The following is a 21,290-nucleotide window of genomic DNA, read 5'->3' as shown; positions in this document are numbered from 1 at the left end:
CGATACAGGCCCAAGATCAAAATTTAAAAACAACAAATTGATGCTTGGGGTCCTATGCGCATTAGCCTGAAAGCCAAAGTACTTTCACTGGCGATCCTGCCAGTGCTGATATTCGCGTTGATCATCAGCGTGACGACGATTGTAATGCTGCGCGAGCAGGCAAAGCAGGAAGTCAGCCAAACCCGCGAACGGCTGCTGAATGAAGCCAAGGCTACGCTGCAAAATTATGTCGCCATCGGTATGACAGCTATCAAACCGATCTACGACGCCGCGCCGGCTGGCGATGAGACCGCAAGGGCACAGGCTATAAAACTGCTTTCCGGCATTTCCTATGGCAAGGACGGCTACTTCTTCGGCTACGATTCGCAATCAATACGCTTGTTCAAGGCAAACAGTCCTGATGGCGTAGGGAAGAGCTTCAAAGAAGCACGCGACCCCAACGGCGTCTATGTCAACAATGAACTGGTGGCTGTAGCCAAAGCGGGTACGCACTATCTGCTGTACTCCTCACCGCTGCCTGGCAAAACCGAGCTGCTGCCCAAGCTGGGCTACACCGAATATTTGCCAAAATGGGACATGGCGATCGGTTCATCCGTCAATCTTGATGGTATCGACGCTCAGGTTGCATTGGTCGAGCGGGACGTTGAAGCACGTCTGCAGGAAATGCTGCTGAGCATCGTCGGGGTTGCCTTACTTGTTCTTGTCATTATCAGCATTGTCGGTGTCGTGCTCGCAGGCACCCTGCTGCGCCCACTGCGCCTGATGAAAAACAACCTCGATGACATCGCCGCAGGCGAGGGGGACCTGACTCGCCGTTTGGCAGTTACCAGTCAGGATGAGTTGGGTGACCTGGCCAGTTCCTTTAACCGTTTTGTCGACAAGATCCATAGTCTTGTCAGTCAGATATCCGGCATGACCGGACAATTGACCGGTCTGGTAGGCGAAGTGTCGAGCCAGGCACAGCGCTCAGAGCAAGCCATGGAGCGTCAGCGCCAAGAGACTGATCAGGTTGCCACCGCAATCAACGAGATGTCCGCTGCGGCTCAGGAAGTGGCGAAGAGTGCCCAGGGTGCCTCGGTTGCTGCACAGAAGACCGACGAAGAGGGGCAGTCGGCCAAACGCGTCGTCGATGGCAGCATCAAATTGATTCACGCGCTGGTTGAAGATATTCGAAACAGTGGCTCGTCTCTGGATAGCCTCCAGAAAGATGTGTCTTCGATTGTGAGCGTACTCGGGGTGATTCGCTCTATCGCTGAGCAGACCAACCTGCTGGCCCTCAACGCCGCTATCGAAGCAGCGCGTGCGGGGGAGGCGGGTCGCGGTTTCGCGGTGGTGGCCGATGAGGTGCGTGCGCTGGCCAGTCGTACCCAGCAGAGCACTCAGGAAATCCAGGGCATGATCGATCGCTTGCAGAAAGGCACGCAGACGGCTGTTGACGCCATGCGTCGCTCCAGCGAAGCCGGTGATGGTACCTCCGTGCAGGCCAATCAGGCGGGGTCTTCGCTGGATGCCATTGGCGAGCTGATCACTACCATCAACACCATGAACGCGCAAATCGCCAGCGCCGCTGAAGAGCAAACGGCAGTTGCCGAGGAAATCAACCGCAGCGTGCATCAGATTGCTTCTGCCGTTGACACCGTGGCAGACGAAACCCGGCAAAGCGCGCAGACCTCCCGCAGCCTGAATGACCTTGGTCAGCGACTTGGTGCATTGGTTGGGCAGTTTCGCGTTTAACCCGCGTGAGATGCGTACCTTTCCACGTTTGACCTGTAGGAGCTCACCGAGGTTACGAGGCCAGCGATGGCGGAGTGTCAGGCACGCCGCTATCGCTGCCTCGCGTTGCTCGTGAGCTCCTACAGAGACCGCACTCGCGCATGACAGCGCGATGTTAGCGACACTGTGCGATCTCCTGCAAACCCTGCGGCCAGAAGCATTCTCTGCTGTAATACCCTTTCCAGAGCCTTCATCTGCCCGACCGCAGAATGATCGCACTCGTCCGTCGATTGGCTGACTAAGGATCAGGTCAAGCGAGTTGCTTGCCTACTGACATGGAAAGGACATGAACGAAACCACGCTGCAATACAAAACCCTGATCATGCTGTTGGTGCTGGTGACCATCGCGTTCATATGGATTCTGTTGCCGTTCTACGGCGCGGTTTTCTGGGCGGTGATCCTCGGCATCATCTTCGCCCCGGTCCAGCGTCGCTTGCTGCTGCGCTTTGGCTGGACACGTAATCTGACGTCGCTCTGTACCCTGGTAATCTGTCTGGTCATAGCGATTTTGCCGGTTATCGTGATCAGTGCCTTGCTGGTTCAGGAAGGTGCCACGCTTTACAAGAACGTCGAAAGCGGACAGCTCGATATCGCCAGCTATCTGGCCGAGTTCAAAGGCTTGTTGCCGCATTACGTTCAGGGCTGGCTGGATCGACTGGGCATGGGCGATCTCGATGGTCTGCGCGACAAGATCGCCAAAGGCGCGATGCAGGGCAGTCAGTACCTGGCAACGCAGGCATTCAGCTTTGGTCAGGGCACCTTCGACTTCGTCGTGGGCTTTTTCATCATGTTGTACCTGCTGTTTTTCTTCCTGCGCGACGGCCAGGAACTGGTGCGCAAGATGCGTATCGCAGTGCCTCTGGCTGAACCCCAGAAACGTCGCCTGCAACTGAAGTTCACTCGCGTCGTACGCGCCACGGTCAAGGGCAACATTGTGGTCGCGATTACCCAGGGTGCACTCGGAGGCTTTATCTTCTGGTGTCTCGACATTCCCAGCGCTCTGCTCTGGGCGGTCATCATGGCGTTTCTGTCGCTGCTGCCAGCCGTGGGCGCAGGGATCGTCTGGGCGCCAGTGGCAGTTTATTTCCTGTTAAGCGGCATGATCTGGCAGGGCGTAGTACTCGCGCTGTTCGGCGTGTTCGTGATTGGACTGGTCGACAACGTGCTGCGACCTATTCTGGTTGGCAAAGATACCAAGATGCCCGATTACCTGATTCTGATCTCTACCCTGGGCGGGATGTCTGTGTTCGGTCTTAACGGTTTCGTGATCGGCCCGATGGTCGCAGCGCTGTTCATGTCCACCTGGGGTTTGTTTGTCAGCGCCAAGAAGACGGTGCGTTTGCCTGGGTAAACTTCCAAGCGAAAAAAAACCTGCTCAATCGAGCAGGTTTTTTTATGCGTCCCGTTATGCCTGATCCTTGAGAGATCAGCCCATCAGACCCGCATGCTTGACCAGTTCCAGCAGCGGCTGCGGATAGACACCCAGTACGAAGGTCAGAATGGCGATCGCCAGCAGCATCACGCCACCGGTACGTTGCGCCCAGTTGAAGGCCGCATCGTGGCGTGGCAGCTTGGAGTCCACCAGATACAGCGTGACCATCACGCGCAGGTAGTAGAAGACGCCGATAGCGCTACCGATGATCAGCGCACCGAGCAACCACCACAGCTTCGACTCAACGCCTGTTGCGATGATGTAGAACTTGCCGATGAAGCCAGCCGTCAGCGGGATGCCCGCCAGGGACAGCATCATCAGGGTCATTACCGCTGTCAGGTATGGACGACGCCAGAACAGACCGCGGTATTCGAACATCGCATCGGTATCACGGCCGCTGTACGGCGACGACATCATGGTGATCACACCGAAGCTGCCCAGGCTGGTCAGTACATAAGTGACCAGATACACGCCGATAGCCTCAACCGCCATGCCTTTGCTCGCCACCAGGGCAATCATCAGATAGCCGAAGTGGGCGATGGACGAGTAACCCAGCAAACGCTTCAAGTTGTTCTGCATCAGTGCCAGCAGGTTGCCGACGATGATCGACGCCACGGCGATGACCGCCAGTACGTCATGCAGTACACCGCTGTTGGCCGCGGGGGAGATCTGGAACAGACGCACCAGCACTGCGAACACAGCAACCTTGCTGGCAGTGGCCAGGAAAGCCGCTACCGGGGCAGGCGCGCCCTCGTAGACGTCCGGAGTCCACAGGTGGAAAGGCACCAGCGACAGCTTGAATGCCAGACCTACCAGCATCATGCCCAGACCCAGGCTGGCGATCGGGCTTGGCAGACCGCTTGCAGCCAGCGCCTTACCAATGCCTTCAAAGCCCAGCGTGCCAGCTTCGGCATACAGCAGCGCCATGCCGAACAGCAGGAACGCCGAACCGGCTGCCGAGAGCACCATGTATTTGATACCGGCTTCCAGCGAGCGCTTGTTGAAGAATGCATAAGCGACCAGACCGTAGACCGGCACCGACAACAGCTCCAGACCGATAAACAGGCCTGCCAGGTGTTGCGCGCTGACCAGTACCAGACCGCCAGCAGCGGCGAGCAGGATCAGCAGGTAAAGCTCTTCACGATTTCCAGGATAGCCAGCTTTGCCATCGCCGAGATAGGCGTGAGCCATGGTCACACAGGCCAGAGTCGAGGCGAGGATCAGCGCCATGTACAGGCAGGCGAAGCTGTCGATCTGCAGCAGGGGCGTCACTACCAGCGGAGCGACTTTCAATGCCGGGTAGATCGACAGCAGGGCAAGGTTAAGCCCCCCCACGCTGAGCAGGAAGGTTTGCGAGTGATTGCGGCGCCATGCGATCGCCAGCATCACCACAACAATGGTAAGGCTGGTAATCAGCAGTGGGGCAAGCGCAATAAAATGTTGAGTCGTCAGGTCCATAGCGCTCTTACCGGGCCGAAGCGAGTTGAGTGAAGGCAGTGCCGAGCCATTGCTGCACGCCGTGCATGGTCGCTGCAGACGTATCGAGGAATGGCTGCGGGTAAACCCCGACCAGTACCAGCAATACGGCCAGACCGAGCACCATGATCATTTCCCGCCCGTCCATGCCCTTGAGAGGCTCGTCGGATTTCGCCGGGCCGAAGTAGGCGCGGTGGATCATGATCAGCGAGTAGACAGAGCCAAACACCAGACCGGACGTGGCAATTGCGGTGATCCATGGCGCACTGACAAAGCTGCCCAGCAGGATCAGGAACTCACCCACAAAGTTACCGGTACCCGGCAGACCCAGAGAGGCCGCCGCGAAGAACAGGCTGATCGCTGGCAGGTAGGCGATGCGCGACCACAAACCACCCATTTCACGCATGTCACGCGTATGCAGCCGCTCGTACAGCTGACCGCTGAGGATAAACAGTGCGGCAGCCGACAGACCGTGAGCAAGCATCTGAATCACAGCGCCTTGCAGCGCTTGCTGGCTGCCGGAATAGATCCCGATCAGCACGAAGCCCATGTGCGAGACGCTGGAAAACGCGATCAGGCGCTTGATGTCGGTCTGTGCGAACGCGAGGAAAGCGCCGTAGAAAATGCCGATCAGACCCAGAATCATCGCGATAGGCGCGAACTCTGCAGACGCGTTCGGGAACAGCGGCAGTGCAAAACGCAGCAAGCCATAAGCTGCAGTTTTCAACAGGATACCGGCCAGGTCGACCGAACCCGCGGTTGGTGCCTGGGCGTGAGCATCCGGCAGCCAGGAGTGGAAGGGCACCACTGGCAGCTTCACCGCGAAGGCAATGAAGAAGCCCAGCATCAGGATGTATTCGGTGCCCGGTGCCAGTTGGGTCTTCAGCAGTGTGGCGTAATCGAACGTGATCACTCCGGTCTGATTGAAGTTGACCAGGACCAGACCGAGGATCGCCACCAACATGATAAGGCCGCTGGCCTGAGTGAAGATGAAGAACTTGGTCGCGGCGTAGATTCGTGTCTTCTTGCCGTCCGCCGAGCTGTGACCCCAGAGCGCGATGAGGAAATACATCGGCACCAGCATCATTTCCCAGAAGAAGAAGAACATGAACAGGTCGATGGCCAGGAACACGCCAATCACGCCACCGAGGATCCACATCAGGTTGAGGTGGAAGAAACCAACGTTACGCTGGATCTCTTTCCACGAACACAACACCGACAGCACACCGAGCAGGCCGGTCAGCAGGATCATCAGCAACGAAAGACCATCAAGGGCCAGGTGGACGCTGATGCCGAAGCGAGCGATCCACAAGTGCTTGAATTCGATAGCCCAGGTTGGGTCGACGCCGGGCGCTGGTGCGTAACTGTAGTTGCCAGTACTCCACAACCAGAGGCCCAGGGCCAGTTCGAGGGACATGGTCAGCAGCGCGATCCAGCGCGGCAGGGTAGGGCCGAAGCGCTCACCTTGCCAGCACAGCAGGCCACCGATAAAGGGGATCAGGATTAGCCAAGGCAGAATCATGACGGGCTCAATTCCTTTCGCAAATTCGCAAGGTTCATGTCAGACCGCAACCACGACGACGGCGCCGAGTACCAGTACGGCACCTACAGCGATCGAAGCGGCATACCAGCGCAGTTGACCGGTTTCGGTACGGGTCATGCTGCCATGACCTGCCTTGACCAGACGTGGGATCAAACCAATGGTGTGGTCCAGTGGGTCGCTACGCAGCAACTGGCAGATAGCCAGATACGGCTTGACGAACAGCTTGTCGTACACCCAATCGAAGCCCCATGCCGCGAACCACCAGGCCGACAGGAAACGGCCCGGTGCGCTGTTGGCGATGGAAGTGACCAAGCGGCGCTTGCCCAGGAACAGCAACGCTGCGAGCAGGATACCGGCGAGAGCGATAGCACCCGAGGCGATTTCCAGGCTGTGCTTGGCATCGCCACCGGCATGGCCGACGCTTTGCGGCAGCACACCCGCCAACGGTGGGGTGATCAGCGCGCCGATGAAAGTCGACAGCACGATCAGCACACTCAATGGCAACCAGTGGGCAATACCGTGACCTGCGTGCGCTTCCGTTTTCGCTTCACCGTGGAAGGTGATGAAGATCAGGCGGAAGGTGTACAGGGAAGTCATGAATGCGCCGACCAGACCTGCATACAGCAGACCGTTGTTGCCGCTGGCGAAAGCCTCCCAGAGAATTTCGTCTTTGGAGTAGAAACCCGCCGTCAGCAATGGCAAGGCCGCAAGGGCCGAGCCGCCGACGATGAAGCTGGCGTAGGCCAGAGGCAGTTTCTTCCACAGGCCGCCCATCTTGAAGATGTTCTGCTCGTGGTGGCAGGCAACGATCACCGCACCGGAGGCGAGGAACAGCAGCGCCTTGAAGAAGGCGTGAGTCATCAGGTGGAAGATCGCGCCTTCCCAGGCACCGACGCCCAGTGCCAGGAACATGTAGCCGATCTGGCTCATGGTCGAGTAGGCGAGGATACGTTTGATGTCGGTCTGTACCAGTGCTGCGAAACCTGCCAAAACCAGTGTCACGCCGCCGACGATACCTACCAGATGCAGAATGTCCGGAGCCAGAGCAAACAGACCGTGAGTCCGGGCGATCAGGTAAACACCTGCGGTCACCATGGTTGCGGCGTGGATCAGTGCCGAAACCGGCGTCGGGCCAGCCATTGCGTCTGCCAGCCAGGTTTGCAGCGGCAGTTGCGCGGATTTACCGACAGCACCGCCGAGCAGCAGCAGAGTGGCCAGCACGATCCAGAAGTCGCCTACCTTGAAGTGCTCAGGCGCACGCACCAGCAACTCCTGGATATTCAGCGTACCCAGTTGCTGGAACAGGATGAACAGGCCGATGGCCATGAACACGTCGCCGATACGGGTCACGATGAAGGCTTTGAGTGCCGCGTTACCGTTGTTGCGGTTGCTGTAGTAGAAACCGATCAACAAGTAACTGCACAGACCTACACCTTCCCAACCGAAGTACAGGAACAACAGGTTATCGCCGAGTACCAGGAACAGCATGCTGGCGATAAACAGGTTGGTGTACGCGAAGAAGCGCGAGTAACCGGCCTCACCACGCATGTACCAGGAAGCAAACAGGTGGATCAGAAAGCCGACGCCAACCACGACACCCAGCATCGTCACGGACAGGCCGTCCAGATACAGGGCGAAGTTGGGCTCGAAGCCGTCCACGGCCATCCAGCGCCACAACACCTGAGTGTAGTGACCGCCTTCAGGCGGAGCGACGTTGAATTGCCAGATAACCCATGCAGTAACGATGGCTGACAGGCCGATAGAGCCGACGCCGATCAATGCCGCAAGGTTTTCCGAGATACGTCCACGGGAGAACGACAGCAGCAGAAAACCGATCAGGGGAAATACGAAAGTCAGAAAGAGTAGGTTCATCCGCGCATCTCGCTGGCAGCGTCGATATCGAGAGTGTGGAAGCGGCGATACAGCTGCATCAGGATCGCCAGGCCAATACTGGCCTCGGCCGCCGCGAGGGTGATCACCAGGATGAACATGACCTGTCCATCCGGCTGAGCCCAGCGGCTACCGGCAACGACGAACGCCAGAGCCGATGCGTTCATCATGATCTCCAGGCTCATCAACACAAAAAGAATATTACGGCGCACTATCAGACCGACCAGGCCGAGAACGAACAGGACCCCGGCAACCGCCAGACCGTGCTCCAGAGGGATAGCATTCATTGGCTTGGCTCCTTCGCTTCGTTGCGGCCCAGATGGAATGCCGTCACTGCAGCAGCCAGCAGAAGCATCGAGGCCAGCTCGACGACCAGCAGGTAAGGCCCGAACAGGCTGATGCCGACTGCCTTGGCGTCGACGGTGGTGTGACCGATAGCGGCGCCTGTCTGGTTGGCGAACAGCACGTACAGCAATTCAGCCAGCAGCAGCGCGCCCAGAATCACCGGGCCAACCCAGATACCGGGTGTGAGCCAGGTGCGTTCCTGCTGAACCGAGGCAGGGCCCAGGTTGAGCATCATCACCACAAAAACGAACAGGACCATGATCGCGCCCGCATAAGCGATGACTTCCAGAACCCCGGCGAACGGAGCGCCAAGGCTGAAAAAAGTCATCGCCACGGCGATCAGCGAAATGATCAGGTAGAGCAGGGCATGCACCGGGTTCGTGTTGGTGATCACCCGCAGGGTGGACACTACAGCGATGCCGGATGCGAAATAGAAAGCGAATTCCATCTTTACTTCCTTAAGGCAGCAAGCTCTTGACGTTGATCGGTTCGGCTTCGTTCTGTGCAGAGCCCTTGGGCTTGCCAGCGACGGCCATACCGGCGACGCGATAGAAGTTGTAGTCAGGGTTCTTGCCGGGGCCGGAGATCAGCAGATCTTCTTTCTCGTAAACCAGATCCTGACGCTTGAACTCGGCCATTTCGAAATCCGGTGTCAGCTGGATCGCCGTGGTCGGGCAGGCTTCTTCGCACAGGCCGCAGAAAATGCAACGCGAGAAGTTGATGCGGAAGAACTCTGGGTACCAACGGCCGTCATCGGTTTCGGCTTTCTGCAGCGAGATGCAACCAACCGGGCAGGCCACGGCGCACAGGTTGCAGGCTACGCAGCGTTCTTCACCATCAGGATCGCGGGTCAGTACGATACGACCGCGATAGCGCGGCGGCAGGTACACCGCTTCTTCCGGATATTGCAGGGTGTCGCGTTTGCGGAAGCCGTGACCGAATACCATCACCAGGCTTCGCAACTGGGTACCAGTACCCTTAACGATGTCGCCAATATATTTGAACATGGGTCAAATCCTCACTGAACCGAGCCGGCTGGTGTGTTCAACAGCACAACCGCAGCAGTCACCAGCAAATTGATCAGGGTCAGCGGCAGACAGAATTTCCAGCTGAAATCCATGACCTGGTCATAGCGTGGGCGCGGAATGGATGCACGCAGCAGGATGAACAGCATGATGAAGAACGCAGTTTTGATGGCGAACCAGAAGAACGACAGCGAAGACAGGATATCGAACGGACCGTGCCAGCCACCGAAGAACAGCGTTACCAGCAATGCCGAGATCAGAATGATGCCGATGTATTCGCCAACGAAGAACATGCCCCACTTCATGCCTGCATATTCAATGTGGTAACCGTCAGCCAGTTCCTGTTCTGCTTCCGGCTGGTCGAACGGGTGACGGTGAGTCACGGCGACGCCAGCAATGAAGAAAGTACAGAAGCCAAAGAACTGCGGAATGATGAACCACAGGTTCTGCGCCTGATATTCAACGATGTCGCGCATGTTGAACGAGCCAACCTGCACCACGATGCCCATCAACGCCAGGCCCATGAACACTTCATAGGACACGGTTTGTGCCGAGGCACGCAGCGCGCCGAGCAGGGCGAACTTGTTGTTACTCGACCAACCGGCAAACAGAACGGCGTAAACCGACAGCCCGGCCATGGCGAAGAAGAACAGCAGACCGATATTCAGGTCCGCCACGCCCCAGCTTGGGGTGATCGGGATAATCGAGAACGCGATCAGCAAGGCGCTCATGGCAACTACCGGGGCCAGGGTGAAGATCACCTTGTCGGCAAACGGCGGGGTCCAGTCTTCCTTGAAGAACATTTTCAACATGTCGGCAGCAATCTGGAACATGCCGAACGGGCCGACGCGGTTCGGACCGTAACGGTCCTGCCACCAGCCCAGCAGACGACGTTCCACAAAGCTCAGCAGTGCGCCGCAGACCACAACGGCCAGCAGCACAACGATGGCCTTGACGACCGCAATGATCGCGTCGATCACATCAGGGGTGAACCAACTCATTGCGCTGCCTCCTGCAGACCGTCAACGGACTTGCCGAAAATCGCCGGCGGAATACCGGCCAGACCGGCAGGCAACGCCACGAGACCCGCGCCCAGCTCTTCGTTGATACGCAGCGGTAGACGCAGGGTCTGACCAGCAACGTTCAAGGAAAGTAGCGCACCTTCATTGACGCCCAGGCGATCAGCTTCCGACTTGGCCAGAGCCACATACGGCGCAGGAATGCGTTCTTGAACCGGAGCGGCTTTCGACGAGTTCTCTTCGCTGCCGAACAGGTGATAGAACGGTACCACTTGCCAGGTCCCTTGGGCCGGGGAGAAGGCGCGAGGTGCGCTGGTGAACCAGCTCAGGTTATCGCCCTGGGTTTCGATCAGACGGGTACCCGGATCACCGGCACGCAAGTGACCGCCGACTTCGTCCTGGAACTTGTTCCAGGCTTGTGGCGAGTTCCAGCCCGGTGACCAGGCAAATGGTACTTGCTGACGTGGCTCAACCGAACCCGAGTAACCTTCCATAGAGAAGGAGAACGCGGTGTCGTTGTCTTGCGAAGTACGCGGTTCGTGCACGCTGATGTTGGCGCGCATGGCGGTACGGCCGCTGTAACGCAGCGGTTCGCGAGCCAGCTTCAAGCCTTTGATACGGAACGCAGCCGATGGCGCAGCGTTGACGATGGCGGCCAGTTGCGGATTGCTTGCAGCGCAGGCAGCCGTCACGTGGTCCAGCAACGTCCAGTCCACCGGTTTGTTCAGCAGGGTGGCGCGCAGGGCGTGCAGCCAGCGCCAGCCTTCGTGAACCAGAATGCTGGCGTCCAGATAAGTCGGGTCGAACACCTGGAAGAAGCGCTGAGCACGGCCTTCCTGGCTGACCAGCGTACCGTCGCCCTCAGCAAAACTGGCAGCAGGCAGCACCAGATGAGCACGATCACCGGTCGGGGTTTTCTGATGATCAGCCACGATCACGACTTTCGCCGCGCTCAGGGCTGCATCGACCTTGGCAGCATCGGTGCGGGTGTACAGATCGTTTTCCAGCACGACGATAGCGTCGGCCTTGCCGTCGATTACTGCTTGCAGCGCGGCATCGACAGAGTCGCCACCCAGCAGTGCCAGGCCGAGGCTGTTGGCTTCCGGCACGATCAGGCTGATTGAGCCTGCCTTGTCGCGCAGCTTCAGCGCTTTGGCAATGTTTGCGGCGGCTTCGATCAGCGCTTTGGAACCCAGCGAAGTACCCGCGATGATCAGTGGGCGCTTGGCGGCCAGCAGGGCATCGGCAATACGTTGGGCCAGTTCAAGGGCTTCAGGCTCAAGGCCTTCAACGGCTGGCGCAGTGGCATCCAGCGCATGAGCGACCGCGAAACCGATACGCGCCAGATCGTCCGGTGCTGCGTGGACGCATTCTTCGGCAACATCATCCAGTTTGGTTTCGGCCAGGCTGGCGATGAACAGCGGGTTCAGCTCGTGCTGACCGATGTTCTTCACTGCCGCGTCGAGCCATGGCTGGACTTTCATCGCCGCGGCCATGTCCTCGGCTTTGCCTTTCACCGCTTGGCGCAGACCCAGAGCCAGACGAGCAGCGGTCTGGGTCAGGTCTTCACCAAGGACGAAAATAGCGTCGTGGTCTTCGATGTCACGCAGGGTAGGGATCGGCAGCGGGCTGTCTTTCAACACCTGAGCGACCAGACGAATACGCTCAAGCTCTGAGGCTTCGATACCTGAATAGAAGTGCTCGGCACCTACCAGCTCGCGCAGGGCGTAGTTGCTTTCCAGGCTGGCACGCGGCGAACCGATACCGACGATGTTGCGACCGCGCAGCAGATCAGCAGCGTTATCCAGTGCCTGATCCAGGCTCAGTTTGCTGCCATCGGCCAGATGCGGCTGACGTGGACGGTCTTCGCGGTTGGTGTAGCCATAACCGAAACGGCCACGGTCGCACAGGAAATACTGGTTCACCGAACCGTTGTAGCGGTTCTCGATGCGACGGATTTCACCGTAGCGCTCGCCCGGGCTGATGTTGCAACCGCTGGAGCAGCCATGGCAGATGCTTGGCGAGAACTGCATGTCCCACTTACGGTTGTAGCGCTCGGAGTGAGTCTTGTCGGTGAACACACCGGTCGGGCAGACCTCGGTGAGGTTGCCGGAGAACTCGCTTTCCAGAACGCCGTCTTCAACGCGACCGAAATACACGTTGTCGTGAGCGCCGAATACACCGAGGTCAGTGCCGCCTGCGTAATCTTTGTAGAAACGCACGCAACGGTAGCAGGCGATGCAGCGGTTCATCTCGTGAGCGATGAACGGGCCGAGTTCCTGGTTCTGGTGGGTGCGTTTAGTGAAGCGATAACGGCGCTCGTTGTGGCCAGTCATCACGGTCATGTCTTGCAGGTGGCAGTGACCGCCTTCCTCACAGACCGGGCAGTCGTGGGGGTGGTTGGTCATCAGCCATTCGACGACACTGGCCCGGAAGGCCTTGGATTCGTCATCTTCGATGGAAATCCAGGTGTTATCGGTGGCTGGAGTCATGCAGGACATGACGATACGACCACGGGTGTCGTTTTCGTCTGTGTACTGCTTGACCGCACATTGGCGACAGGCGCCAACGCTGCCAAGGGCGGGATGCCAGCAGAAATACGGGATGTCGAGGCCTAGCGACAGACATGCCTGTAACAGGTTGTCTGCCCCATCGACTTCGAGCGCTTTGCCGTCTACGTGGATAGTGGCCATGGTTCAAAGGTCTTCGTTGGCCCGGTGTCAGCGGGCGTGGCTAATGGAATCTTGTTATTCGCACGACTCTAAACAGCCTTTAAGGCGTCATCGTGCGATGAACCGGGGGATGTCCCCCGGCCTTGCAAACGGTTACGCGCCGACGATGATCGGTCTTGCCAGAGGGGGAACGGCTGCGCTGGTGGGCGCGATACCGGCCTCGAACTCCGGGCGGAAATATTTGATCGCACTGCCCAGCGGCTCCACGGCACCCGGTGCGTGAGCACAGAAGGTCTTGCCCGGGCCAAGGAAGCCAACGAGTCCCAGCAGGGTTTCAATATCACCCGTCTGGCCCACACCTTTTTCCAGGGCACGCAAAATCTTCACGCTCCATGGCAAACCGTCACGGCAAGGGGTGCAGAAACCGCAGGATTCCTGAGCGAAGAACTCTTCCATGTTGCGCAGCAGCGAGACCATGTTGACCTTGTCGTCAACGGCCATGGCCAGACCGGTACCCATCCGGGTGCCGACCTTGGCGATGCCACCGGCATACATTTGCGCTTCCAGGTGTTCTGGCAGCAGGAAGCCAGTACCGGCGCCGCCTGGCTGCCAGCACTTGAGCTTGTAACCGTCGCGCATGCCGCCTGCGTAGTCTTCGAACAACTCACGGGCCTGCACGCCGAAAGGCAGTTCCCACAGGCCAGGGTTTTTCACCTTGCCGGAGAACCCCATCAGCTTGGTGCCGTGGTCTTCGCTGCCTTCGCGGGCGATGGATTTGTACCAGTCGTTACCGTTGCCAACGATGGCCGGCACGTTGCACAGCGTCTCGACGTTGTTCACGCAAGTCGGTTTGCCCCACACACCAACGGCGGCAGGGAAGGGCGGCTTGGAGCGCGGGTTGGCGCGACGGCCTTCCAGGGAGTTGATCAGTGCGGTTTCTTCACCGCAGATGTAACGCCCGGCGCCGGTGTGCACAAACAGCTCGAAATCAAAGCCGGTGCCCAGAATGTTCTTGCCCAGCAGACCGGCTGCTTTGGCTTCTGCCACGGCACGATTGAGGTGCTTGGCCGCAGTGACGTATTCGCCGCGCAGGAAGATGTAACCGCGATAGGCTTTCAGCGCACGAGCGCTGATCAGCATGCCTTCCACCAACAGGTGTGGCAGCTGCTCCATCAACATCCGGTCTTTCCAGGTGTTGGGCTCCATTTCATCCGCGTTGCACAGCAGGTAGCGGATGTTCATGGATTCGTCTTTGGGCATCAGGCCCCACTTCACGCCAGTGGGGAAGCCCGCGCCGCCGCGACCTTTAAGGCCGGAGTCTTTGACGGACTGGACGATGTCGTCAGGCGATTGCTGGGTGAGCGCCTTGCGCGCCGCCGCATAACCGTCTTTGGCCTGATATTCGTCGAGCCAGACCGGCTCGCCATCGTCACGCAGACGCCAGGTCAGCGGATGGGTTTCTGCCGTGCGCGCGATGCGGTTGGCAGGGCCGAAGGAAGTGATGGTCATGGGTAACCCTCCAGCATCTTGGCCACGGTGCCGGGTTGCACGTCGCCAAAGGTGTCATCGTCGACCATCACGGCCGGGGCTTTGTCGCAGTTGCCCAGGCAGCAGACCGGCAGCAGGGTGAAGCGGCCGTCGGCCGTGGTCTGGCCCGGGGCGATGCCCAGCGAGCTCTGGATTTCTTCGACCACTGATTCATGGCCGGCAATAAAGCAGACCATGCTGTTGCAGACACGGATGATGTGTCGGCCAACCGGCTGGCGGAAGATCTGGCTGTAGAACGTCGCCACACCTTCAACGTCGCTGGCAGGGATGCCAATAAGTTCGCCGATGGCGTAGATCGCGCCGTCCGGCACCCAGCCGCGTTCCTTCTGAACGATCTTCAGGGCTTCGATGGACGCCGCGCGCGGGTCCTCGTAGTGATGCAGCTCGTGCTCGATGGCCGAGCGCTCGGTTTCGCTCAGGGCGAAACGGTCTGTCTGGATAAGCGTGCTGTTCATGCTCATGCTTAGCGGTCCACGTCGGCCATAACGAAATCGATACTACCCAGGTACGCGATCAAGTCCGCGACCATGCTGCCTTTGATCACCGAAGGGATCTGTTGCAGATGCGGGAAGCTTGGGGTGCGGATCCGGGTACGGTAGCTCATGGTGCCGCCGTCGCTCGTCAGGTAGTAACTGTTGATGCCCTTGGTCGCTTCAATCATCTGGAAGGATTCGTTGGCTGGCATGACCGGGCCCCACGAAACTTGCAGGAAGTGCGTGATCAAGGTCTCGATGTGCTGCAGCGTGCGCTCTTTCGGCGGCGGCGTGGTCAGCGGGTGATCCGCCTTGTACGGGCCTTCCGGCATGTTGCGCATGCACTGGTCGATAATCTTGATGCTCTGGCGCATTTCTTCGACGCGAACCATGCAGCGGTCGTAGGCATCACCATTGGCCGCCAGCGGTACTTCAAACTCGAAGTTCTCGTAGCCGGAGTAAGGACGCGCTTTACGCAAGTCGAAATCGCAACCGGTGGAACGCAGGCCTGCACCGGTGACACCCCATTCGAGGGCCTCTTTGGTGTTATAGGCAGCGACACCAATGGTCCGGCCTTTGAGGATGCTGTTTTGCAGAGCCGCTTTGGTGTATTCGTCGAGACGCTTCGGCAGCCAGTCAACGAAATCCTTGACCAGTTTTTCCCAACCGCGTGGCAGGTCGTGGGCAACGCCACCGATGCGATACCAGGCCGGGTGCAGACGGAAACCGGTGATGGCTTCGATCACCGTGTAGGCTTTCTGCCGGTCGGTGAAGGTGAAGAACACCGGAGTCATGGCGCCCACGTCCTGAATGTAAGTACCCAGGAACAGCAAGTGGCTGGTGATCCGGAAGAACTCGGCCATCATGATTCGGATGGTGTCGACTTTCTCAGGCACCTTGATGCCAGCCAGTTTCTCGACTGAGAGCACGTACGGCAGGTTGTTCATCACGCCGCCCAGATAATCGATCCGGTCGGTGTACGGAATGAAGCTGTGCCACGACTGACGCTCGGCCATTTTCTCGGCACCACGGTGGTGGTAGCCAATGTCCGGAACGCAATCGACGATTTCTTCACCGTCCAGCTGCAGGATGATACGGAACGCACCGTGAGCCGAAGGGTGGTTCGGGCCCAGGTTGAGGAACATGTAGTCCTCGTTCGTGCCGGAGCGCTTCATGCCCCAGTCTTCCGGATTGAAGCGCGCGGCTTCTTCTTCAAGCTGCTGCTTGGCCAGCGTCAGGCTGAACGGATCGAATTCGGTGGCGCGCGCCGGGAAGTCCTTGCGCAGCGGGTGACCTTCCCAGGTCGGCGGCATCATGATGCGGCTCAGGTGCGGGTGACCTGGGAAGTCGATACCGAACATGTCCCAGACTTCACGCTCGTACCAGTTGGCGTTGGGCCAGATGCGGGTTACGGTCGGCAGGCTTAGATCACTTTCGGACAGCGCTACCTTGATCATCACGTCGCTGTTACGTTCGATCGACAGCAAGTGGTAGAACACGCTGAAGTCAGCACCCGGCAAGCCATGGCGCTTGGTACGCAGACGCTCGTCCACGCCATGCAGGTCGTACAGCATGACGTAAGGTTTGGGCAGCTGACGCAGGAAGGTCAGCACCTCGATCAGGCGCGCACGCTCGACCCACAGCACAGGCATGCCAGTGCGGGTCGATTGGGCGGTGAACGCCTCGGCGCCAAAACGGTTGTTCAATTCTACGACGACGTCTTGGTCGTCTGCCTTGTAAGGCGGGATGTACAGAGCACTGCCTGTAGTCATGGTTTTTTATCGCTTTCGGTCAACGTAAAGAATGAAGCCAGCTATTCGTTCTTTAAAAGGAACAGTTCTGGATCAGACTTCGTCGGGGCTGCGCAGATTGGTGACTGCAATTCGCTGTTCGCGGCGCTGTTCCTTTTGCGACGGCATCTCGGCGCGATATACGCCTTGGTCACCGACGACCCAGGAAAGAGGGCGACGCTCCTGGCCGATGGATTCCTGCAACAGCATCAAGCCTTGCAGAAATGCTTCGGGGCGGGGCGGGCAGCCGGGCACATAGACATCCACAGGAAGGAACTTGTCCACGCCCTGAACCACGGAATAAATGTCGTACATACCACCGGAGTTGGCGCACGAACCCATGGAAATAACCCATTTAGGTTCGAGCATTTGCTCGTAGAGACGCTGAATGATCGGCGCCATCTTGATGAAGCAAGTACCGGCAATAACCATGAAATCCGCCTGACGCGGCGATGCCCGGATAACCTCGGCGCCGAAGCGGGCGATGTCGTGGGGCGCCGTGAAGGCGGTTGTCATTTCCACATAGCAGCACGACAAGCCGAAGTTGTACGGCCACAGGGAGTTTTTACGCCCCCAGTTGACCGCGCCACTCAGCACGTCTTCCAGCTTGCCCATGTAGATGTTTTTGTGGACTTGATCTTCTAGCGGGTCGGAAACAGTTTCCCGTTTGCCGATTGGATACTCGTCATTTGGAGCATCCGGGTCGATCCTGGTGAGATTGTATTGCATCGCCAAAGCCTCATTGTTTTAGCTTCGCTTGCCGATTACGGCGACCTTCAGGAGCCCAATCCAGCGCTCCAACCCGCCATAGGTAGACAAGACCTGCCAACAGAATTGCTATGAAAACGAGTGCTTCGACGAATCCGGTCCAGCCGCTTTCGCGGACGGACACAGACCAGGCAAAGAGATATAGGGCTTCAATGTCGAAGATCACGAAGAGCATCGCGACCAGATAGAATTTTGCCGAAAGGCGAAGGCGGGCGCTGCCGGTAGGCAGCATGCCGGATTCAAACGGTTCGTTTTTGCTGCGGCCCCAGGCTTTGCTACCCAAGAGGCTGGAAACACCGAGCATGAAGGCGCACAGGCCGACTACACCCAAAAGGAAAATGGCGAAGCCCCAGTTGTGGGCAATCAAACCTGTCGATTCGGACATGCTGGCATTCCTTGACAGAGATCAATGGTCTCTGAGCTTGAAAATAGTATATGCAGCGACGATATGTCGCAGCGAAATCAATTTCGATGATTTTATGTGCAAAAACAGGGCAAGTAAATTTTCTATATCAAATTAATTTGTGCAATTAATCACTTACAGCCCTGAGTTGAGGGTTTGGAGCAGGCGGGGCGGGGCTTGGCGGGGTTTAAGCTAATTATGTTTCGTTCTAAAAAGTTACGGAAGAAGGACTGTTTTCTAAATGATAATAAGTATCATTTGTTGTTGGGCGAGGTTAATAGCTTTAAATGTGAGGTAGTTGCTGCTTTAGGCGGTTTTCTGATAATTCTCTATTGATCTTATCGTCGGAATGCCGCCCAGACCAAGCACCGCTCCCACAGGGGATCAAGTTTTTCCTGTGGGAGCGGTGCTTGCCCGCGATAAGGGCGCCGCACATTTCAATCAGTGAAACTGCTCTTCCTCTGTCGAACCCGTCAGCGCCGTCACCGAAGACACGCCCCCCTGAATCACGGTAGTCACGTCATCGAAATAGCCGGTGCCCACTTCCTGCTGGTGCGCCACGAAGGTATAGCCTTTGGCGGCATCGGCGAACTCCTGCTCCTGCAGTTTCACGTAGGCGGTCATGTCGTTGCGGGCGTAGTCGTGCGCCAGGTTGAACATGCTGTGCCACATGTTGTGAATACCCGCCAAGGTAATGAACTGGTGCTTGTAACCCATGGCCGAAAGCTCGCGCTGGAATTTGGCAATGGTCGCGTCGTCCAGATTCTTCTTCCAGTTGAAGGACGGTGAACAGTTGTAGGAGAGCAACTGATCCGGGTACTCCTTCTTGATCGCCTCGGCAAAACGACGGGCTTCGTCCAGATCCGGCTTGGCGGTTTCACACCAGATCAGATCGGCATAAGGCGCGTACGCCAGGCCACGAGCGATGGCCTGATCCAGCCCGGCGCGTACCTTGTAGAAGCCTTCGTGCGTTCGGGTGCCGGTTACGAAAGGTTTGTCATACGGATCGCAGTCAGACGTCAGCAGGTCAGCAGCGTTTGCGTCGGTACGCGCCAGGATAATCGTCGGTACACCGGCAACGTCCGCTGCCAGGCGAGCTGCCACCAGTTTTTGTACGGCTTCCTGAGTGGGTACCAGAACCTTGCCGCCCATGTGGCCGCATTTCTTGACCGATGCCAGTTGGTCTTCGAAGTGCACGCCCGCGGCACCCGCTTCGATCATGCTCTTCATCAGTTCGTAAGCGTTGAGTACGCCGCCAAACCCGGCTTCGGCATCCGCTACGATGGGCGCGAAGTAATCGATGTAGCCTTCATCGCCCGGACCTTTCCCTGCTTTCCACTGAATCTGGTCGGCACGGCGGAAGGAGTTATTGATGCGCTTGACTACGGTCGGCACCGAGTCCACGGGGTACAGCGATTGATCGGGGTACATCGATTCGGCCGAATTATTGTCGGCGGCTACCTGCCAACCAGACAGATAAATCGCCTGAATACCGGCCTTGACCTGTTGTACCGCCTGACCGCCAGTAAGAGCGCCCATACAGTTAACGAAGTCCTTGTCAGGACGGAAGGAAGGCTTGGCACCTTGGGTGACCAGATTCCAGAGCTTCTCTGCGCCATTCCTGGCGAACGTGTGTTCAGGTTGAACCGAGCCACGCAGGCGGACGACGTCAGCGGCGGAATACGTACGGGTCACATTTTTCCAGCGCGGATTTTCAGCCCAGTCTTTCTCGAGAGCTGTTATTTGTTGTTCGCGTGTCAGTGCCATGAGCGAAACCCCTTTCACATAGGTTTTGTTGGAATGTCCTGCTCCGCCAAAACGCCCCGGATATCGAAGGCACATGGATGGCTGCTCGCTGATCAGATGTCTGGCTATGAGCCTGATTTGCGCGGTGGCGGCGGGAAGAGGTCGTTCGAGGCGGGAAAGGCGAGTTCAGGGCGTAGCTGTGGCGTGCAGTCGGACATCTGGGACGCCCGATTTCGTCACTCAGCAGCTTTGCCGATGGACCGTAATACGCTTCCGTCCCTCAGGACAACTTCGTTCCAGTCGCAACCTCGTCAAACTGCCTTGTGGGCGATACAGACACGAATCGGCTCGTAGGATTTGAGCGCGACCCGAAGGCTCTCTTCAGGGCCTCTGATTAGCGGGAGCGAGGCAATCATGCCTCGCCATTTTTGACCCGTCAAACGTTTTGTAGTGCTTTTTTGTTATCACTACATATTTGCTCCGGTGCGACTGGTCAGTCAGTAAAAGGCCCTGTAGTGCCCGATTTTGCGGGAGCCTTCTCACTCAAGGGTTTGCACCATGACGCGCAATGTCATGTCCTCTCGACCCTGGGTTGAATACTGCTGCGTATTGCCTTGGCGGTCAGCAACTGACTGATCGCTCACGCCCGCCAGAGTGATCCATTCACCGAGGCGGCCGCTGACCTGGCTGTCGGTACTTTGCACCTTGAAGGTGTCGGACCGTTCCTGGCTGACGCGATCCCGATTGGTGCTGATGTTCAGGTGCACGATGTCGCCGGTCACGCTGGCTGTAACGTAGAAGCCCTGAGTCACGTTGCGATATTCGGTGTTGCTCTGGGCATAGCCGTAATTGTCGGTCCGTGACGTTGTAACGGGCACGCTCTGACCCACCTGAATCAACGCTGGCGTGCCTTCGCTGGCTTGCACCTGTTGCACGCCACCTTCGCGGCTGGCAGTGCCATAGTTGATGACGCGGTTCTGATTGATGCCATTGCTGCTACGTGAAGCGCTATCGCTGGTGTCGACGCTGATCAGCAAGCGTTTGGCGGCGACATCAAGTTGTGAGAGCAACGCGCGCAGTTCTTCGATTTTGCGGGGCTCGGCATTGACGATCAGCTGGTTGTTATAAGCGCTGACCGTACCGTCCGGGCCGAGGAAGGATTTGGCCACTGGCAGCAGGTCATCGCTGGTCCGGTAGTTGAGGGGAACCACTTCGGTAGCGGCCATGACACCGACACTACATATCAGCAGCAGCGAGGTAAGCAGGGGGCGCAGGAACATAAATCCAATCTCCTGGAACGTCTAAAAGACCTGAGTTTGCCAGTTTGTCGGCCTGTGGACGCGCAAGTTGAATCTTCAAACGCAAAACGCCCTGCCGACCTTTACCA

At 58.1% G+C, this 21,290-nt stretch carries 17 protein-coding genes and 1 pseudogene; 3 read left to right on the top strand and 15 right to left on the bottom strand.

Translation table 11 applies throughout. From position 1 onward, the window contains the following. Nucleotides 1–54 precede the first annotated feature (54 nt). From K3169_RS29850 to K3169_RS20105, 3 genes and pseudogenes are all read left to right on the top strand, one after another. Nucleotides 55–876, top strand: a pseudogene (locus K3169_RS29850) (cache domain-containing protein); the annotation flags it as partial. Nucleotides 877–912: 36 nt separating this feature from the next. Further along, on the top strand, nucleotides 913–1,734 hold the full coding sequence (locus K3169_RS29845) for a methyl-accepting chemotaxis protein (protein ID WP_406645289.1): 822 nt from the start codon (nucleotides 913–915) through the stop codon (nucleotides 1,732–1,734). A 325-nt stretch (nucleotides 1,735–2,059) separates the two neighbouring features. Then, entirely contained in the window at nucleotides 2,060–3,124 is a 1,065-nt protein-coding gene (locus K3169_RS20105) for an AI-2E family transporter (RefSeq protein WP_027899386.1), read from the top strand. 75 nt (nucleotides 3,125–3,199) lie between these two features. On the opposite strand, the gene nuoN is transcribed toward K3169_RS20105, so the two are convergent. The 15 genes from nuoN to K3169_RS20030 all read right to left on the bottom strand — a co-directional run bounded on the left by nuoN (nucleotide 3,200) and on the right by K3169_RS20030 (nucleotide 21,183). Beyond that, nucleotides 3,200–4,663 carry an NADH-quinone oxidoreductase subunit NuoN gene (gene nuoN, locus K3169_RS20100; RefSeq protein WP_122394834.1) on the bottom strand — a complete coding sequence of 488 codons (1,464 nt, stop codon included), beginning with the start codon at nucleotides 4,661–4,663 and terminating at the stop codon, nucleotides 3,200–3,202. A 7-nt stretch (nucleotides 4,664–4,670) separates the two neighbouring features. Continuing rightward, nucleotides 4,671–6,203, bottom strand: a complete 1,533-nt coding sequence (nuoM, locus tag K3169_RS20095) for an NADH-quinone oxidoreductase subunit M (RefSeq protein ID WP_263267669.1) — start codon at nucleotides 6,201–6,203, stop codon at nucleotides 4,671–4,673. A gap of 39 nt (nucleotides 6,204–6,242) precedes the next feature. Continuing rightward, nucleotides 6,243–8,096 (bottom strand): NADH-quinone oxidoreductase subunit L, encoded by a 1,854-nt coding sequence (nuoL, locus tag K3169_RS20090; RefSeq protein WP_099271222.1) that lies wholly within the window; start codon nucleotides 8,094–8,096, stop codon nucleotides 6,243–6,245. Further along, nucleotides 8,093–8,401: an NADH-quinone oxidoreductase subunit NuoK gene (gene nuoK, locus K3169_RS20085; RefSeq protein WP_027899390.1), complete on the bottom strand. Its 309-nt coding sequence runs from the start codon at nucleotides 8,399–8,401 to the stop codon at nucleotides 8,093–8,095. The genes nuoL and nuoK overlap by 4 nt, the downstream gene beginning before the upstream one ends. Further along, on the bottom strand, nucleotides 8,398–8,907 hold the full coding sequence (gene nuoJ / locus K3169_RS20080; protein ID WP_027899391.1) for an NADH-quinone oxidoreductase subunit J: 510 nt from the start codon (nucleotides 8,905–8,907) through the stop codon (nucleotides 8,398–8,400). Before nuoJ ends, nuoK begins: the two co-directional genes overlap by 4 nt. A gap of 10 nt (nucleotides 8,908–8,917) precedes the next feature. Continuing rightward, the gene (gene nuoI / locus K3169_RS20075) at nucleotides 8,918–9,466 is read right to left on the bottom strand and encodes an NADH-quinone oxidoreductase subunit NuoI (RefSeq protein WP_017123831.1); all 549 of its coding nucleotides are present in this window, start codon (nucleotides 9,464–9,466) and stop codon (nucleotides 8,918–8,920) included. Nucleotides 9,467–9,477: 11 nt separating this feature from the next. After that, nucleotides 9,478–10,485, bottom strand: a complete 1,008-nt coding sequence (nuoH, locus tag K3169_RS20070; RefSeq protein WP_263267665.1) for an NADH-quinone oxidoreductase subunit NuoH — start codon at nucleotides 10,483–10,485, stop codon at nucleotides 9,478–9,480. Further along, complete coding sequence (gene nuoG / locus K3169_RS20065) at nucleotides 10,482–13,196, bottom strand: NADH-quinone oxidoreductase subunit NuoG (protein ID WP_263267663.1); 2,715 nt, start codon at nucleotides 13,194–13,196, stop codon at nucleotides 10,482–10,484. The genes nuoH and nuoG overlap by 4 nt, the downstream gene beginning before the upstream one ends. A 132-nt stretch (nucleotides 13,197–13,328) precedes the next feature. After that, nucleotides 13,329–14,684 carry an NADH-quinone oxidoreductase subunit NuoF gene (nuoF, locus tag K3169_RS20060; RefSeq protein WP_122394831.1) on the bottom strand — a complete coding sequence of 452 codons (1,356 nt, stop codon included), beginning with the start codon at nucleotides 14,682–14,684 and terminating at the stop codon, nucleotides 13,329–13,331. After that, nucleotides 14,681–15,178 (bottom strand): NADH-quinone oxidoreductase subunit NuoE, encoded by a 498-nt coding sequence (nuoE, locus tag K3169_RS20055; RefSeq protein ID WP_032627860.1) that lies wholly within the window; start codon nucleotides 15,176–15,178, stop codon nucleotides 14,681–14,683. The genes nuoF and nuoE overlap by 4 nt, the downstream gene beginning before the upstream one ends. 8 nt (nucleotides 15,179–15,186) lie before the next feature. Continuing rightward, nucleotides 15,187–16,968 carry an NADH-quinone oxidoreductase subunit C/D gene (nuoC, locus tag K3169_RS20050; protein WP_027899396.1) on the bottom strand — a complete coding sequence of 594 codons (1,782 nt, stop codon included), beginning with the start codon at nucleotides 16,966–16,968 and terminating at the stop codon, nucleotides 15,187–15,189. Nucleotides 16,969–17,040: 72 nt separating this feature from the next. Further along, nucleotides 17,041–17,715 carry a NuoB/complex I 20 kDa subunit family protein gene (locus K3169_RS20045; RefSeq protein WP_027899397.1) on the bottom strand — a complete coding sequence of 225 codons (675 nt, stop codon included), beginning with the start codon at nucleotides 17,713–17,715 and terminating at the stop codon, nucleotides 17,041–17,043. A 10-nt stretch (nucleotides 17,716–17,725) separates the two neighbouring features. After that, a complete protein-coding gene (locus K3169_RS20040; protein ID WP_027899398.1) occupies nucleotides 17,726–18,139 on the bottom strand; it encodes an NADH-quinone oxidoreductase subunit A in 414 nt (137 codons plus the stop codon). Between the two features lie 459 nt (nucleotides 18,140–18,598). Next, nucleotides 18,599–19,924: an isocitrate lyase gene (gene aceA / locus K3169_RS20035; RefSeq protein WP_263267657.1), complete on the bottom strand. Its 1,326-nt coding sequence runs from the start codon at nucleotides 19,922–19,924 to the stop codon at nucleotides 18,599–18,601. 518 nt (nucleotides 19,925–20,442) lie between these two features. Next, the gene (locus K3169_RS20030) at nucleotides 20,443–21,183 is read right to left on the bottom strand and encodes a secretin N-terminal domain-containing protein (RefSeq protein WP_027899400.1); all 741 of its coding nucleotides are present in this window, start codon (nucleotides 21,181–21,183) and stop codon (nucleotides 20,443–20,445) included. Nucleotides 21,184–21,290 lie beyond the last annotated feature (107 nt).

The sequence above is a fragment of the Pseudomonas phytophila genome (assembly GCF_025643095.1).
GTDB classification, from domain to species: Bacteria; Pseudomonadota; Gammaproteobacteria; order Pseudomonadales; family Pseudomonadaceae; genus Aquipseudomonas; species Aquipseudomonas quasicaspiana.
Note: the sequence above shows the minus strand (reverse complement) of the source record. Positions and strands in the feature narration are given on the sequence as shown.